We start from the raw sequence: 15,267 nt of genomic DNA, 5'->3' as shown, positions 1-15,267 counted from the left end.
ATTTAGATCGACTCTATAAAAACAAACCATAATGCCTTACCTAGCGAAGCGTAAATCGCCTACTGCCCTAGCGTCGTAGTGGAGATTATCATTAGGGGGCTAAAAAATGACAGTTTTTACAGCTATTTTAAAGGTTTTACTAAGCGCATCTGGCAAACTTGCTTGGGTGAAATAGAAACTTATCTGTCGATCTAAATTGCTTGATTTTAAATGGAGGAATAAAGCTATGAATCAGCTGCCAAAAAAGGCTAGGTACTACGTATTATTCATCATAACATTAGCTGTGGTGCTATTAATATCACTTGCATATTTCTATGACCTTCCTTCCATAGATACTTTTTTTATGTTTATTATTTTAGCCATTCTTGTGGAGTCACTAGCTGTTCTTCTTCCTAATGGCGGTAGTGTATCAGTAGGTTCAGCAGTAGATATAACTGTGATGATTATTTTAGGGCCCTTAGGAGCAGCGATATGTTCTTTCTTCGGAATAACACTTAAATATTTAAAGGTTTCAAACAAAGAAGTTCATCATATTGCTAATACTCCCATTTATATAACGCTTTTCAATGGTGCTCAGAGTCTCTTATCCATTGGCATTGCTTCTTTTGTTTATTATAACTTTGACACTAAAAGTTCAGATCCACTATTTTATACAAATATATTGCCATTATTTATTGCAATGCTGACATATATATTAGTTAATACATACATTGTTACACAACTTTTTTCACTTTTGCAGGAACAGTCCTTCTTTAAGATGTTTGTCAACAATTTTAAATGGACTTTACCCAATTCATTTGTTATTTCTAGTTTAGGTATCTTTATAAGCCTTCTATATCTTAATTACGGCACTATAATAATGCTATTATTCTTTGGTCCATTATTACTTGCCAGATACTCCTTTAAAATGTATATCGATACCAAAACATTATATATGGAAACGGTATACGCCCTAACAAAGGCAATGGAGGCAAAGGACCCCTACACCAATGGTCATTCTAGAAGGGTTGCAGATGTATCGGTAAAGCTTGCCACCTTTATGGGTTTACCTCAACATCGAATTGAAACCTTAAAAACAGCAGCACTATTACATGATATCGGAAAGATTGGTATAGAAGATTCAATATTAAACAAACCTGGTAGACTTACAGAATTAGAAATGAGTAAAATACGCTGTCACCCAGTGATAGGATCAAATATATTAAATGATGTTGATTTCTTAAAGAATGAGAGGGAAATCATATACAGTCACCACGAAAGATATGATGGAAAGGGTTATCCCGATGGGGTTGTCGGTGATAAAATCATCATTGAGGCTGCAATATTGTCAGTAGCAGATGCCTTCGATGCAATGACCAGCGATCGTTCCTACCGAAAGGGTATGACTATACAACAAGCCCTTACTATTATCAAGGAAGAAGCCTGCCAGCAATTCCATCCTTTAGCAGCTGAAAGCTTTTATAATATGGTACAAACCCAAGGAATTGATGAGCTTACTTTAAATTTTAGTGACTCACCTGTTTAATAAAAAATATATAAAAACATAAAGCAAAAGACAAACCAATTCTCTTCGGTTTGTCTTTTATCATTGATATTTTATATTTTAGTACCAGCCTCTAAGCTTCATTGCATCAGCAATTCTCTTGATTGACATCATGTAGGCTGCCGTTCTCATATCTACACTATGCTCTTCCTTTAATGCCCAAATATCATCAAAGGCTTTAACCATTAACTTTTCTTGTTTTTCTTGAACTTCATCAAAGCTCCAAGTATATCTCATTAGGTTTTGTACCCACTCGAAGTATGAAACTGTTACTCCACCTGCATTAGCAAGGATATCAGGAATAACGATGATTCCCTTAGAGAATAATACCTTATCGGCTTCTGGAGTTGTAGGTCCATTAGCACCTTCACTTACAATTTTAGCTTTGATATCATTAACATTCTTAGATGTAATTTGGTTTTCTAATGCACATGGCATAAGAATATCAACATCCATTGTTAATACTTCGTTTCTATCAACTTCTTTAGCTGCTCCTGGGAAGCCCTTTACTTTCTTGTTCTTATTAACATATTCAACTAATGCAGCTACATCTAATCCAGCTTCGTTTATGATACAAGCTGAAGAGTCAGATACTGCAGTAATCTTTGATCCCATTTCTACCATATACTTAGCAGCATAGCTTCCAACGTTACCAAAACCTTGGATTGCTACTGTAGCGCCTTCTAATGGAAGACCTATTCTCTTAGCAGCATCTCTAGCCATTATGGCAACACCATATCCGGTGGCTTCAGTTCTTCCTAAAGAACCATAGAAGTTTACAGGCTTACCAGTGAATACACCTGGCTCGAATCTACCTGTTGTTTTTTCGTATTCATCCACAAACCATGCCATAATTTGTCCATTTGTATTTACGTCTGGTGCAGGAATATCGATTCTCTCACCAATGATTGGAGCAATTGCTCTGGCAAAGCCCCGTGATAATCTCTCAAGTTCTCCCTTAGATAGCTCTGAAGGATCTACAGTGATTCCACCCTTACCGCCGCCATATGGAATTCCTACAACTCCACATTTAAAAGTCATCCAAGTTGATAAAGCCTTAACTTCATCCCTTGTTACATCATGGTGGAATCTAATACCGCCCTTGAAGGGACCTACTGCATCATTGTGCTGAGATCTGTAACCAATGAAGGATTTTGTGCTTCCATCATCCATTTTTACAGGAATGGAAACTTCAAGAACTCTCTTTGGATTTTTTAGAATCTCATACACCGCTGGGTCTGTACCTAGTTTGTCACAAGCTGTTTTAACCTGTTGCTGGGCAATTTCAAAAGGATTCAGTGTTTTTTCAGACATTTTTATACCCTCCTAAGTAAATTTTGGAAAATAAAACGTACTCATAGTACACTTATTTTAAGAGGCAAGGCCTACTTAAAAACGTTATCATTGTTATTTTTTTAACAGAATATAAAATTTTAAAACCTATGTAACTCTTTTGTCAGAAAATTTTTAAAAAAAGCTCTAGAAAGCACGAAAGGCAGGGCTATTAAGCCCTCCTTATCCTCACACTAGCATTATATCATTTAAAAATTTGCTTGTAAACAACTTACTCATGTATAAATAAATTTTTCACGTAAACATTTACTGCATGAATATTCAATGAAGTCATCTCCTCCACCTCGTACTTAACTTGTTTTTGAACCTCCCTTAGGATTCCCATTATAGGGTTGCCATATACCGCGATAAGTTCAATATCAATAATAATACCTGTTGCATCTGATTTTATATCAATATCCGTAATTTTTTTTATACCTATGGCCTTATTAGATGCATAAAAAATCAATTCTCTTATTACCCTATCGGAAATGGTATATCTACCCTTATAGCTAAAGGTAGGTCGAACAACTGACTTTTCATGAAATTCATTAGAATCACCTAACCCAAAATGTCTAAAGACCTTAAGGGGATTTAGAAAATATCCCGAGAAATCCCTTTTAATTTCGAAGGTAGGTACAGGAATAACGTGTTTTCCTTCCCTTGTTCGATACCTTCTAGCAGTCTTTATATCTTCACTAGATACCAGATTCTCGATGTAAACACGTTCATTTATGGCTCCTAAACTAAGGGTTTTAACGATTATATCCACCATCTTATCTGATGTTCCTAAAATTAGGATGGACTTAGGCTTTTCCCTTTCAATAACCTTAATAATCTCATTCCTATGGGGATCATTAATAAATAAAGCCCTCTTTACAGCAGCCATTTTAGATTTTTCTCTTTTGGCTGAGCTTCCCCCAAGAACCTTATTTCCCTTTATTAATAAACCATCATCTATGATATATTCAATTCCCCTATCCTTTGCAAGGGTCATTGCATGATAACTTTTTCCAGTACCACTACCTCCAACTAAAACTGTAACCTGCATTTCTACACCTCCAATGGAACCTTCTAATGATTATTATATCATGTTCTTAGAATATTAAGCTATTTATTTAGCCTTCATTCTTATTTAAAATGATTATCATTATATTTCTATCTTTTTAATCAAAAATTTATCAAATTTTTTGTTTTCTTTTAATATATATTGGTATAATACATTTGTACATAAAAACACAATTAAGGAGGAAGATGAGATGGCTTACAAAATTACTGATGCATGTATTAACTGTGGAGCTTGCGAACCTGAGTGTCCTGTAAGTGTTATTTCAGCTGGTGACAGCATTTATGTTATTGATGCAGATGGATGTATTGATTGTGGCGCATGTGCCAATGTATGTCCTGTAGATGCTCCAATTCCAGAATAAAAAAAATCAAGGGGCTGCTTTAAAGGATTTTAAACCTTTAGAGACAGCCCCTTAATTTTATTAAAAAGGTTTATTATGAATCAGACTTTTTATATAACATATCTAACTTAACAAGAAACTTTAATATTGCTTTTTCTTCGTTAAAGGTAAAATCATTCAATAAGTTATAAAGAGTTGTCTTCTCCTTTTCAGTAATCTCTTTAAGAGCATCTAATCCTTTATCTGTTAGACTAAGAATCTGCACACGCTTATCCTGAGGGTCCCTCTTCTTAACGATATAATGGGAAGTATATAATCTTTTCACTAAGGGATCTAAGATATTCCTATTAATTTTTAGTTCCTGTATAATTTCGTAAAGCCTCTTTTCTTGACAATTACCTAGTGTTTTTAAAATATAGATATCATTAATGGATAAATTCTCTCCATGAAAACTAATACCTTTTCTATCGATTTCCATAATGCTATATACGAGTTTTTCAAGATAATCATGGATTTGTATATAATAATTCCTCATTTAATCACCTAAATAGTTACTTTTCTTGTTAATCCCTCTTACTTTTTTCATTTAACAGGAATGAGAGGATAAATAAACTTTCACTTACGTGGACATTTTCAACTATTATATCCTTTGGAACCTTTAAGTCTATTGGGGCAAAATTCCATATTCCTTTAATATTGGCTTTGCACAATGTATCAGTAATGTCTTGTGCTACCTCTTTGGGAGAGCATATAATTCCGATTTCAATATCATTTTCTTTAACGAAGGTTCCCAATTCATCAACATCATAAATATTTATATCTCGAATTTTCATTCCCACCAACTTAGGATTTACGTCAAAAAGCCCGTGTAGCTCAAATCCATACTTAACAAAGCTTGGGTAATTGGCTATCGCCTGTCCTAGGTTTCCAGCACCTACAATTACAGTAGAATATACTCTGTTTAGGCCTAAGATATTTCCAATTTCTTTATATAGTTCTTCTACATTATATCCATATCCCTGCTGTCCAAAGCCTCCAAAGCAATTTAAATCCTGTCGAATTTGAGATGCTGTAAAGCCAATTAATCTACTTAACTCTCTAGAAGATATTCTATACACCTCTTTGTCTAGCAGATCCTTCAAATACCTATGATATTTTGGTAGTCTCCTAATAACAGCCATTGAAACATCAGTAAAATCTCTATTCATTATATCTCCCCCCAGTAATAGTTTAAAAATTCTGTTTATTTTAATTAAAATTTTTTGTAGGTAAATTAATTATTGGATAGTTATTTAATAGATAACAATGCCAGTCAAAGAAAATTTCATCTAAAAATATTCGATAATAAGAATAATTATAACAATCTCTTAGGGAAAAGTCAATTTACCTTGAGGAAAGTAACGGTGGAGTTAGTACAAATCTTTCTTATGCTACATATATAATATTTATTGCCTTGATTAGCGTTCTTATACTTCTTTAGGTAATGTGGAAATATGTCCCCTTTTATCGGCCAATGATTTTTGATAAAATGTTTATTATATGAGGACTTTGGGAGGAGTTAGGATGATTATACTTTCATGTAATAATATATCAAAAGCCTTTGGAATAGATATCATATTAAAAGATATTAGCTTCAACCTTCAAAAAGGGGAGAAGGTTGGCTTAGTAGGGCTAAACGGTGCGGGTAAATCCACTCTTTTTAGAATTTTAACTGGAGAGCTGTCCTATGATACCGGAGATTTGTATATAGCTAAGTCTACTAGAATTGGTTTTCTGCAACAAAGTGAAGTTTTTGCTGTAGATTCTACAGTTTATAATGAGGCATTATCCATTTTTCAGCACCTAATAGATATGGAAGAAAACTTAAGAAGGTTAGAGAAGGAAATTGCTGTTATGGCCAATAATCATGATTCTAATCTGGACGAGGTTATGGAGGAATATTCTCAACTAACCCATAGCTTTGAACAGAATAATGGCTATGGCTTTAAAAGTGAGGCCAAAGGTATCTTAAAGGGTTTAGGCTTCTCTGAAGAAGAATTTCAGCAGCCTGTAATACAGTTAAGCGGTGGAGAAAAGACTCGATTATCCCTTGCTAAGCTCCTTCTATCCAAGCCAGATATATTGCTATTGGACGAGCCCACCAATCACTTAGATATTCAGGCTGTTGAATGGTTAGAGGGTTTTATAAAGGATTATAATGGTACTGTATTCATGATCTCCCACGACCGTTTCTTTTTAGACCAATTGGTTATGAGGGTTTTAGAAATAGAGAATCACTGTATTACCAGCTATAACGGCAACTATACTACCTTTGTAGAAAAGAAAAGAGTTATTAGGGAACAGCAAACTAAAGCCTACGAAAACCAGCAAAAAGAGATTGAAAAACAAAAGGACATCATAAGAAGATTAAGACAGCATGGTACTGAAAAATTAATGAATAGGGCTAAAAGCAGGGAGAAGCAACTGGCTAAAGTAGAGGAAATAGAAGGGCCGTTAGAATTTAATAAAAGAGCTAGGATTAAATTTGAGGTCAAAACCAAAAGTGGTGACAATGTCTTGTTTGTTGATAACCTCCAAAAGAGCTTCGACAATACTCCAATATTTAAGAATGTAAGCTTTCGTATTTATCGAGAAGAAAAGGTTGCCCTCATCGGACCAAACGGTATTGGCAAGTCTACAATCTTTAAGATACTGACTAATGAGCTTGAAGCAACTGATGGAAACTTTCAACTTGGGCATCATGTAAAAATTGGATATTATCATCAGGATCAAGGGAACTTAAACCCTCTAAATAACGTGCTAGAAGAGATTTGGCAGGATCATCCCTTAAGAACTGAGGGAGAAATTCGTGGTCTGCTGGGAAGATTTTTGTTTCATGGAGATGATATCTATAAAAGTATTTCTAGCTTAAGCGGTGGGGAAGAGGCAAGGATATCCTTGTTAAAGCTTATTCTTTCTGATACCAACTTTTTATTACTGGACGAGCCAACCAATCACTTAGATATTCAATCTAAAGAGGTTTTAGAAGAAGCTCTATTAGATTATGAAGGAACCATTTTGGCTATTTCTCATGATCGTTATTTTCTTAATCGTGTATCCAACAAAGTTATTGAGTTATCTTCTGAGGGGACAGCGATCTTCTTAGGGAACTATGATTACTATATCTTCAAGAAAAAAGAAAAGAAAGAATTAGACAATACTGAAGTTAAAGAAGAAAAAACCAAAACCCAAATTAAAGAGGAAAAGCGAAAAGAGCGAGAGGATAAAAATCGCATTAAAGAGGAAAAAAGAAATTGCAAAAGGCTAGAGGATGAGATTCAGCGCCTGGAAGGTGAGCTGTTAGACCTTGAAGAATTAATGTGTCAGGAAGAAGTCTACTCTAACCCAGAAAAGAGTAAAGAAATACAGTTTAAGACCATGGCAACAAAAAAAGAATTGGAGGAGCTATACCTTCAATGGGAGGCTTCGATAACTTTATTATCTGAAATTCAATAGTCTAGAGCTTCTAAATTGAAGCTCTTTTTTACATTTTTCTACATTTATTGATGATAAATTTATTATATATTTATTTCTTTCACTTTATGTTAACGGGTATTTTGTCGAAAATTTAATCTTTAAGTGTATATTTTTTAGTTGATTAGAATTGTGCACATTCCTCCACATTTTATCCACAGATTCCACAATATTATCCACATTTATTCTTATTAGCATAGGTTTATTAGCGGTTTATTCCACATTATCCACAGAGGGGAACAGGTTTTCTTGTTAATAAGTCCACAGAATACACCTAATAAAAATACCCCTTCACCATTTTTGTGAAGGGGTAAACACTTAACATAATATGTACTTAACAATTTATTTTTTACCTACTGGTGTCAGTTCCATTATTGTTTCCTTGTATTTTTTATTTTCCACAAGTAAAGAGTTAATAATACTATGCATGTCCTCAATAATTTCTAACAGCTCAGTTCTTGATAGATCTTCATCAACCCTTTTCATCCAAGATAACAGTTCCATCAACAGCCCCCCTAATTTTAGTATGCACCCTGATTATATCATAGGTCTAAGGGCATTTATACCGGCAATATAAAGGGGTATTACTAGTTTATAGCCCTTCTCCCAACTTAAGGGATGGTACTGCATTAAGGCTTAAGGGAGACCTTAATCCCTTTATATAATCATAATAACCTACGCAGCCGATCATTGCAGCATTATCGGTACACAGCTTTAATGATGGATATTTAAAGGCTATTCCATGCTGACTACATAAGTCTTTTAAGTGGTTTCTAAGGCTGCTATTAGCAGCTACACCCCCGGCCAAACAAATTGTTTGAACTCCCTTATCAATTCCACATTTAATTGTCTTTTCAGCTAAAATTTCTACAACTGCCCTTTGAAAGCTTGCTGCAACATCCTCAGCAATAATGTCATTTCCCTTCATCTTCTGACTGTTTATGTAGTTTAATACCGCTGATTTTAAACCACTAAAGCTGAAATCGTAGCTACCTTCCTCTAGGTATGCCTTAGGAAATTCAATGGCGTATTTGTCCCCCACCTTAGCCAACCTATCAATTTCTGGTCCTCCTGGATAGTTAAGCCCTAAAGCTCTAGCAATTTTATCAAAGGCCTCCCCAGCCGCATCATCCCTGGTTCTGCCAAGGACTTCATATATGCCATAATCCTTTACATGTACCAAATGACTATGACCTCCAGATACAACCAAGGTGATAAAGGGAGGTTCTAAATCCTTGTCTTCAATAAAGTTTGCATAGATATGCCCTTCGATGTGGTTCACTCCGTTAAGGGGTATGCCTCTAGCAAAGGCTATTGCCTTGGCAGCCGCTACCCCCACCAGTAGTGCACCCACGAGACCAGGGCCATAGGTAACAGCTACATGGTTTACATCAGAAAAGTCTAGCTTAGATTCCTGCAGTGCCTGCTGGATAACCTGATTAATAACTTCGATGTGCTTTCTAGAGGCTACCTCTGGGACTACACCACCAAATTTTTGATGCTGCTCTATTTGAGATGCTATGATATTTGATAACACCCATCTACCGTTTTCCAAAATACTTACTGAGGTTTCATCACAACTGGTTTCTATTGCTAGGGTTATTACCCTATCTTTAGTTTTTTCCATACAAAAGCTTCACACCTTCCAATGATCTCTTTTATATTTCATTATAACTTTAAAAAGAAAAAAAATGTAGAGTTTTAGAATAATGGATGATTATTTTTCTTCTAGCTTCAAATAATAAACTTAAGGAGTGTGATAATTATGGCAAAAAGACGTAATGAAAGAAAGCATAGCTTCACCGAAAGGTTAAGTGATAAGAATATCATGTCTGATGGTATGCTAGAGCCAATAAATCAAATGGATATGGCTATATTACCAGTAGCAATGAAGGCTCCTACTGATGAAAAGAAGAGAGGTAAAAAGGACCAAAATCGATAGCATTGCTATCGATTTTTTTATTATTTCCTAATTAATTCTATTCAATTTACTCCATTAGTCCCTTCTCACCATTTAGCTCCCTAATGCCTGCAATATTTTGGGTTACTTCAAGGGTTCCCATGAAGCTCCCTTCTTTATCTCTAACTGAAAAGTACTGAATGTAAATAAACATTCCCTTCATCTGAATCCAGAAGTCTACATGATCCCTGACACCATTCTTAAAGTCGCTAACGATTTTTTCAACAACATGGACACTTATGGGGTGTGACGATTTTCTACCTTCCGCCCAATGATTTGTCCTATTAAATATTCTTTCCTTTCCTTCCGAGAAGTATTTAACCAATTATTCATTACTACAATTTAGGATTTTCAGAGCTTACATTACCTTACCTATTCCTTATTACGGTTTACTTCTTATTGATTACTTTGATTTTGATCTTTGTCTTATATTACCCTTATATTACCTACAAAACCGTGATTAAAATCAAACAACTGAAAGTATAGCAAATGAAAAAACACCTCCAAATATAGACTAACATACGTTTGGAGGTGTTACAACCAGGAGAACCGTCCCCTTGGTTTTCTCGCCCTTGGTTTTCTCCTTGGTTTTCTTTTCGTTATTCACTGCCTTCTTCTTCTTCATATTCCTTTTTGTAGTATCCTTTTATCATAATGACGGAAATTCCCATACCTATGATTAATACTACGAAGGATAATAGTTTCCCCACTACTGGAATCAGCGAAGCTGCGCTTATTAATATGCTCCCAAGAATAAATGCTAATATAGGGTGAGGTGAATCTTTAAATATCTTCTGTCCCAGCCACAACCCTACAGGTATTCTAGATAGGTATATTAATATGAAGTAAAATACAAAAATCATACCACCAATGGGTATCCCAATAACTGTTGCCATTAGTAGAATAGCTACAATAGGCACTACCACCAGCAGTGCCAATCCAATGCCTAGACCTAAAATAGGAGATTTCTCGATATTGGCTGCAGCTCTTTCAGTTGGTTTTTTAAATAGTCTAATCAATATGCTACCAACTATCAAATAGGATATTAGGAATAAAACCCTGAATAATAGTAAAAACCTTTTTAACTGTTGACCTAAGAGATTTAATTGGTAAGGTAAGCTAGAGTTTGTTGGATAATTATGCTCTATGGTTCCCCCAATATATTCTTTAGGGATATCTAGTTCATCTTCGCTAATATATACTAAATCTCCCTCAATTTTTCCCCCACTGTCAAATTCAATGTTTTTTACATGTATATAAACATTCCCTTTAATTGTTCCGTGAATCTCTAAAGTATTAACGGTTCCTCTAATATCTCCTCCAACAAATCCATAGAGCTTCATTGTATTAGCTAAAGCATGGACACTACCATCAATAACACTGCCATCATTGAAAATTATATGGTTTGCTAAAATTGATGCGTTGCGATTTACTTCTCCTTCTATGTTTACTTGAGAAGCGAACCCCCTTATATCACCCTTTACCATTCCTCGAGAGGTTAATTCCGAAGTCATTGCCAAAATATCCCCCTCAATTAATCCATCATTTTTAGCCTCGTCACCTATGACAATAAAATCACCAATTACCTTTCCATAATTTTCACCACTTGTCGAAAGGGCAATGAAATCCCCTTCAACAATCTGATTTTCACCAACAGTTCGATATTTGCTTTCATTGCCGTAGGAAATAGCTGTTAAAATGATCAATGATAATACTATTAGCAGAGTAACTATTTTATATTTATTATAATTATTTATCATCATTACCATTTCCCTTCTGAGGGCCTTCAATGGCGGAGGTTATCAATGGAGGTTGCCTATCTTCTCCGAATCGGCTATTTACTACTTCTCCTACGCCAATAAACCTAAGAGCTAACGTAAACAACCTTCCTATAACAGTAAGATCGATCAGAGTGTATACTATGGATCCCACTGTCAACTCAAGGATATTGTTCCACCTTCCATTTAATATGGAAGCAGCTTTTCTACCTATAGCCAACTTAACAGTTGTGGTGCCTGTAAACTGCAATAAGCCTAAGGCCGGAATAAGGATTAGCAAAGCGGGTATTCCTATTATAGTCATAATTAATATAATTGATAGAACCAAACCACCCACTAAAATCAAAATTCCAATTAAAGCCTTCTTTCCGATTTCTTTATTAAAATTATCTGCCATTCTATCAAAACGTTGCCTAAAGAAGAGTAATGCGATAATTGAAATGATGTAGGAAAAGGTATGGGTAACTATTGTTATAACGCTAAGGATCAGGACTAAGATCCCAATAGGGGGTATTCCACTTGGGATAAAACCCATAACACTAATTGAATCTCTACCAATGGTGCCCCTCTCATTGATCCCTGAGCCGAAAATGGATATAGCATCTCTATTTATGCTACCTCCCTCTTCTACGTCAATTCCGCCAAATATGACGACTGTATCACCGGTTATTTGTCCCCTTACGGTAACATTTCCAAATATCACCACCGCATCTCCTCTTACCTCACCATCTATGGTGATGTCACCAAAGAAAGAAACTGCACTGCCGTTGACCACTGTGTTGGAGGTTAAGTATATATCCTTAAAAAAACTAACTATTTCTCCTCTGTAGATTTGGTTCATTCCATAGATGGAGGATGTTGACATGATGATTAATGCGAAAGTAATTATCACTAAGGATTTTAAGCTTTTACTTTTCATTTCGATACCTCCTTAACTATTTATTAGTCTTTGTAGCTTCCCTTCAATTAGGAAGAACAAGGCTGTTAGTCCGGCTAAAGCAATAAAATAAAACATAATCGTTGTAATCTGTGTATTAGAAATTATTTGAAATTGCAACATTATAAGTCTACGTGAGTAAACAAAGATTGTAGCAAATCGACTTAGGAAGCTTTCTATCACACCAAAGATATGACTAACATAGTATAGCCCTCTAGTGATCCATTCTAATACCTTAAGGATATTCCATCCTGGATTTTGTACAGCAAGAAGAAAGGTTAAATAGATTCCGAAGGATATCAAAACTTCCCTTATACCAAACCATTGTCTATTCTTTTTATGGTAAAGACTATGGTCTATAGCTTCCATAACTCTCACTTCAAATTTATCTGATATGTCAGGGGTTTCCATTGTTTCTAGAGCCTCCAGCATTTCCTGGTATACCTTAAAGGCTTCGTCGCAATCTTTGCATATCATTAAATGTAATTGGAGGTCTGCCCATTCTTGGGGTGTAATGTGATTATCTAAGTATTTCATCATTAAATTTGTACTTGCTTGGCAGTCCATTGTGATTCCTCCTTCTTAACATTTTGTAAAGTGTCTTTAAGTATACTTCTGGCCCTATGGAGTCTGTTTTTCACCTTTGATAATGGTATATTCAGGTGCTCACTGATCTCATTGTAACTTAATCCATTTTGGTGAAAAAGTACTATCAATGATCTATACTCGATGGGGAGGGCCTTGATTGCATCTTCAATTGTTTTCTTATTCTCTTTATGAAAAAAGATTATCTCTGCGCTTGCCCCTTCCTGCTTTGTTGAAATTTCTTCATCTAGGGGCAATGTCTCTACCTTTTTCTTTCTAACAAAATCTATGGTGGTATTCGTAGCTATTTTTAAAATCCAGGTTGAAAATTTGAATTGAGGGTTATACTTGCTTAGATGGTTATAGGCCTTAATAAAGACCTCCTGGGCTAAATCCTCTGCCTCCTCTTGATTATGTACCATTCTGTAGCATAATGAGAAGACTGCCTTTTTATAGTTATTCACGATTTCACTAAAGGCATTACTATCTCCCTCTAGTATCCTTTGTACAATACTATAATCTGTGTCCTGCAATATAACCACCTCTTTTCCCTCATACTAATATACGGATTCTGTTAAAAATAGTCTATAATTTTCAAAATCTTTTTTTAAAGCATAATTACTTCTATCAATTCCCCTATACACTGCATATTTTTAATTTCTGCATAAATTACAGAAATTCCTTTTTTCTTGATTTCTAATAAAATTCCTTTTAACTGTTGTCCCCCATCAGTTAAATATTCACCTGCAGCTATTAATAGGACTTTTGGCTTTACCACTGCTCCCTTTGCTATCTTTGCTTTCATTAGTTGAAGGGGGGTTAGTTCATCTCCCTTTTTATCTGCAATGGTTTGAATCTCCAATTGCGAGAGGGTTTCATTAATTAGTGCTTTCCACTTAGTTGGATATAGTCCACTTCTTTTCAATTGCTGTTGTAAATTTTTCTGTACAGTAAATTCTCCATTATAAAATGCCGAATCTAACAAATTAATGATGGTATTCTTCCGCATAAATGCTTTTTCTAAATTTGATAATTGGTAGAATTTTCTGCCCTCAAAAAAATAATCTCCTTCACTGGGAATCAATCTTCCTTCTAACAGACCATAAAGGGCCTTAAGGTTTTCAATACCTAGGCCCTTCAACAGATATACTTCATTTTCGTCAACAGATAGATTGATATTCTTTAATAAATAATCATTATCTTTTATTAGGCTCAAATCTTTAAGCTGGATCACTTTTTAATTTTGCCTCCCTATCGTTTAATTCGTCACTGATTATTTCACCATCTCTAAAGGTTACAATCCTTTTTGATTGTTCGGCTATATCCCTTTCATGGGTTACTAATATAATCGTAACTCCATCCTTGTTAAGCTTCTTAAAGATCTCCATAACCTCTTCACCTGATTTAGTATCGAGATTACCAGTAGGCTCATCAGCAAGAATGATGGCAGGTTGGTTTACAAGGGATCTTGCAATGGCAACCCTCTGTTTTTGCCCCCCTGATAGTTCATTGGGGTTATGATGAGTTCTATCGCCAAGACCAACCCAATCGAGGGCCTCAAGGGCTCTACTTCTTCTTTCCTTTGCACTTACCTTTGCATACACCATAGGAAGCTCAACATTCTTAAGGGCACTGGTTCTAGGCAGTAAATTGAAGGATTGAAATACAAACCCAATTTTATTGTTCCTTACTTCAGCCAATTCATTATCTGACATGTTTTCTATTGTCTTATCATCCAAAACATATAATCCAGAGGTTGGTCTATCCAAACATCCAATTATATTCATAAAGGTGGATTTTCCCGAGCCAGAGGGACCCATGATACCTACAAACTCTCCCTTTTCAATCTTAAGAGTAACATTCTTTAGAGCCGTTACAGAGATATTACCCGTTTTGTATATCTTTGATAAATTCTTGATCTCTATCATTTTATAAACCATTCCTTTCCCTTCCCAGCAAGGGATTTTCACTAATTAACTCACTGGTTAATTTGATATGCTTTATTTAAGGAAGTAAAAAATCTCATAATTCATGTATCACCATAAAATGATTGTAATGAATTATCGATTTCTAACTAAGGGACTAACACAACAGACAAGCTGTTGGTTATCTGCATATTTTCTAATTTCCTGTTTTCATTTTTCACTTTTCATTTTTAACTTTTCACTTTTCACTGGTCTTTCACCTATTACCTATTCCTTATTACTTAA

17 protein-coding genes are annotated in these 15,267 nt (G+C 35.1%); 4 read left to right on the top strand and 13 right to left on the bottom strand.

The window, feature by feature from the left end; genetic code table 11:
* The first annotated feature begins 226 nt into the window (after nucleotides 1-226).
* Nucleotides 227-1,525, top strand: a complete 1,299-nt coding sequence (locus F8153_RS03165) for an HD-GYP domain-containing protein (RefSeq protein ID WP_151864910.1) — start codon at nucleotides 227-229, stop codon at nucleotides 1,523-1,525.
* Between the two features lie 78 nt (nucleotides 1,526-1,603).
* On the opposite strand, the gene F8153_RS03160 is transcribed toward F8153_RS03165, so the two are convergent.
* Both F8153_RS03160 and F8153_RS03155 read right to left on the bottom strand, forming a co-directional pair.
* Nucleotides 1,604-2,857 (bottom strand): Glu/Leu/Phe/Val family dehydrogenase, encoded by a 1,254-nt coding sequence (locus F8153_RS03160; protein WP_151864909.1) that lies wholly within the window; start codon nucleotides 2,855-2,857, stop codon nucleotides 1,604-1,606.
* Nucleotides 2,858-3,107: 250 nt separating this feature from the next.
* The gene (locus F8153_RS03155; RefSeq protein ID WP_151864908.1) at nucleotides 3,108-3,926 is read right to left on the bottom strand and encodes an Asp23/Gls24 family envelope stress response protein; all 819 of its coding nucleotides are present in this window, start codon (nucleotides 3,924-3,926) and stop codon (nucleotides 3,108-3,110) included.
* A gap of 208 nt (nucleotides 3,927-4,134) precedes the next feature.
* Between F8153_RS03155 and F8153_RS03150 the strand changes: the two genes are divergently transcribed.
* A complete protein-coding gene (locus F8153_RS03150) occupies nucleotides 4,135-4,305 on the top strand; it encodes a 4Fe-4S binding protein (protein WP_151864907.1) in 171 nt (56 codons plus the stop codon).
* Between the two features lie 73 nt (nucleotides 4,306-4,378).
* Here F8153_RS03150 and F8153_RS03145 read toward each other — a convergent pair whose 3' ends face one another.
* Both F8153_RS03145 and F8153_RS03140 read right to left on the bottom strand, forming a co-directional pair.
* Nucleotides 4,379-4,819, bottom strand: coding sequence for a MarR family winged helix-turn-helix transcriptional regulator (locus F8153_RS03145; protein ID WP_151864906.1), 441 nt, complete (start codon nucleotides 4,817-4,819; stop codon nucleotides 4,379-4,381).
* A 28-nt stretch (nucleotides 4,820-4,847) separates the two neighbouring features.
* The gene (locus F8153_RS03140) at nucleotides 4,848-5,492 is read right to left on the bottom strand and encodes a redox-sensing transcriptional repressor Rex (RefSeq protein ID WP_151864905.1); all 645 of its coding nucleotides are present in this window, start codon (nucleotides 5,490-5,492) and stop codon (nucleotides 4,848-4,850) included.
* A 355-nt stretch (nucleotides 5,493-5,847) separates the two neighbouring features.
* Here F8153_RS03140 and F8153_RS03135 point away from each other — a divergent pair, with 355 nt between their 5' ends.
* Entirely contained in the window at nucleotides 5,848-7,779 is a 1,932-nt protein-coding gene (locus F8153_RS03135) for an ABC-F family ATP-binding cassette domain-containing protein (RefSeq protein ID WP_151864904.1), read from the top strand.
* 360 nt (nucleotides 7,780-8,139) lie between these two features.
* Here the strand turns inward: F8153_RS03135 and F8153_RS15965 are convergent, their stop codons facing one another.
* Together F8153_RS15965 and tsaD are read right to left on the bottom strand one after the other, a co-directional pair.
* A complete protein-coding gene (locus F8153_RS15965) occupies nucleotides 8,140-8,301 on the bottom strand; it encodes a hypothetical protein (protein ID WP_192929632.1) in 162 nt (53 codons plus the stop codon).
* An 88-nt stretch (nucleotides 8,302-8,389) separates the two neighbouring features.
* Nucleotides 8,390-9,424, bottom strand: coding sequence for a tRNA (adenosine(37)-N6)-threonylcarbamoyltransferase complex transferase subunit TsaD (tsaD, locus tag F8153_RS03130; protein ID WP_151864903.1), 1,035 nt, complete (start codon nucleotides 9,422-9,424; stop codon nucleotides 8,390-8,392).
* 138 nt (nucleotides 9,425-9,562) lie between these two features.
* Between tsaD and F8153_RS15960 the strand changes: the two genes are divergently transcribed.
* Nucleotides 9,563-9,739 carry a hypothetical protein gene (locus F8153_RS15960; RefSeq protein ID WP_192929631.1) on the top strand — a complete coding sequence of 59 codons (177 nt, stop codon included), beginning with the start codon at nucleotides 9,563-9,565 and terminating at the stop codon, nucleotides 9,737-9,739.
* Nucleotides 9,740-9,785: 46 nt separating this feature from the next.
* Here F8153_RS15960 and F8153_RS03125 read toward each other — a convergent pair whose 3' ends face one another.
* From F8153_RS03125 to F8153_RS03095, 7 genes are all read right to left on the bottom strand, one after another.
* Nucleotides 9,786-10,082 (bottom strand): PAS domain-containing protein, encoded by a 297-nt coding sequence (locus F8153_RS03125; protein ID WP_151864902.1) that lies wholly within the window; start codon nucleotides 10,080-10,082, stop codon nucleotides 9,786-9,788.
* 274 nt (nucleotides 10,083-10,356) lie between these two features.
* A complete protein-coding gene (locus tag F8153_RS03120; RefSeq protein WP_151864901.1) occupies nucleotides 10,357-11,520 on the bottom strand; it encodes a bactofilin family protein in 1,164 nt (387 codons plus the stop codon).
* Nucleotides 11,507-12,454 carry a bactofilin family protein gene (locus F8153_RS03115; protein ID WP_151864900.1) on the bottom strand — a complete coding sequence of 316 codons (948 nt, stop codon included), beginning with the start codon at nucleotides 12,452-12,454 and terminating at the stop codon, nucleotides 11,507-11,509. The genes F8153_RS03120 and F8153_RS03115 overlap by 14 nt, the downstream gene beginning before the upstream one ends.
* A gap of 12 nt (nucleotides 12,455-12,466) precedes the next feature.
* Nucleotides 12,467-13,039, bottom strand: coding sequence for an anti-sigma factor family protein (locus tag F8153_RS03110; protein WP_151864899.1), 573 nt, complete (start codon nucleotides 13,037-13,039; stop codon nucleotides 12,467-12,469).
* Nucleotides 13,012-13,590 carry an RNA polymerase sigma factor gene (locus F8153_RS03105; RefSeq protein WP_192929630.1) on the bottom strand — a complete coding sequence of 193 codons (579 nt, stop codon included), beginning with the start codon at nucleotides 13,588-13,590 and terminating at the stop codon, nucleotides 13,012-13,014. Before F8153_RS03105 ends, F8153_RS03110 begins: the two co-directional genes overlap by 28 nt.
* Nucleotides 13,591-13,664: 74 nt before the next feature.
* The gene (locus tag F8153_RS03100; protein WP_151864897.1) at nucleotides 13,665-14,291 is read right to left on the bottom strand and encodes a P-loop NTPase family protein; all 627 of its coding nucleotides are present in this window, start codon (nucleotides 14,289-14,291) and stop codon (nucleotides 13,665-13,667) included.
* Nucleotides 14,278-14,997, bottom strand: coding sequence for an ABC transporter ATP-binding protein (locus F8153_RS03095; protein ID WP_330577595.1), 720 nt, complete (start codon nucleotides 14,995-14,997; stop codon nucleotides 14,278-14,280). Before F8153_RS03095 ends, F8153_RS03100 begins: the two co-directional genes overlap by 14 nt.
* Nucleotides 14,998-15,267: the final 270 nt, after the last annotated feature.

This window comes from Alkaliphilus serpentinus, from assembly GCF_009017255.1.
Taxonomy (GTDB): domain Bacteria; phylum Bacillota; class Clostridia; order Peptostreptococcales; family Natronincolaceae; genus Alkaliphilus_D; species Alkaliphilus_D serpentinus.
Note: the sequence above shows the minus strand (reverse complement) of the source record. Positions and strands in the feature narration are given on the sequence as shown.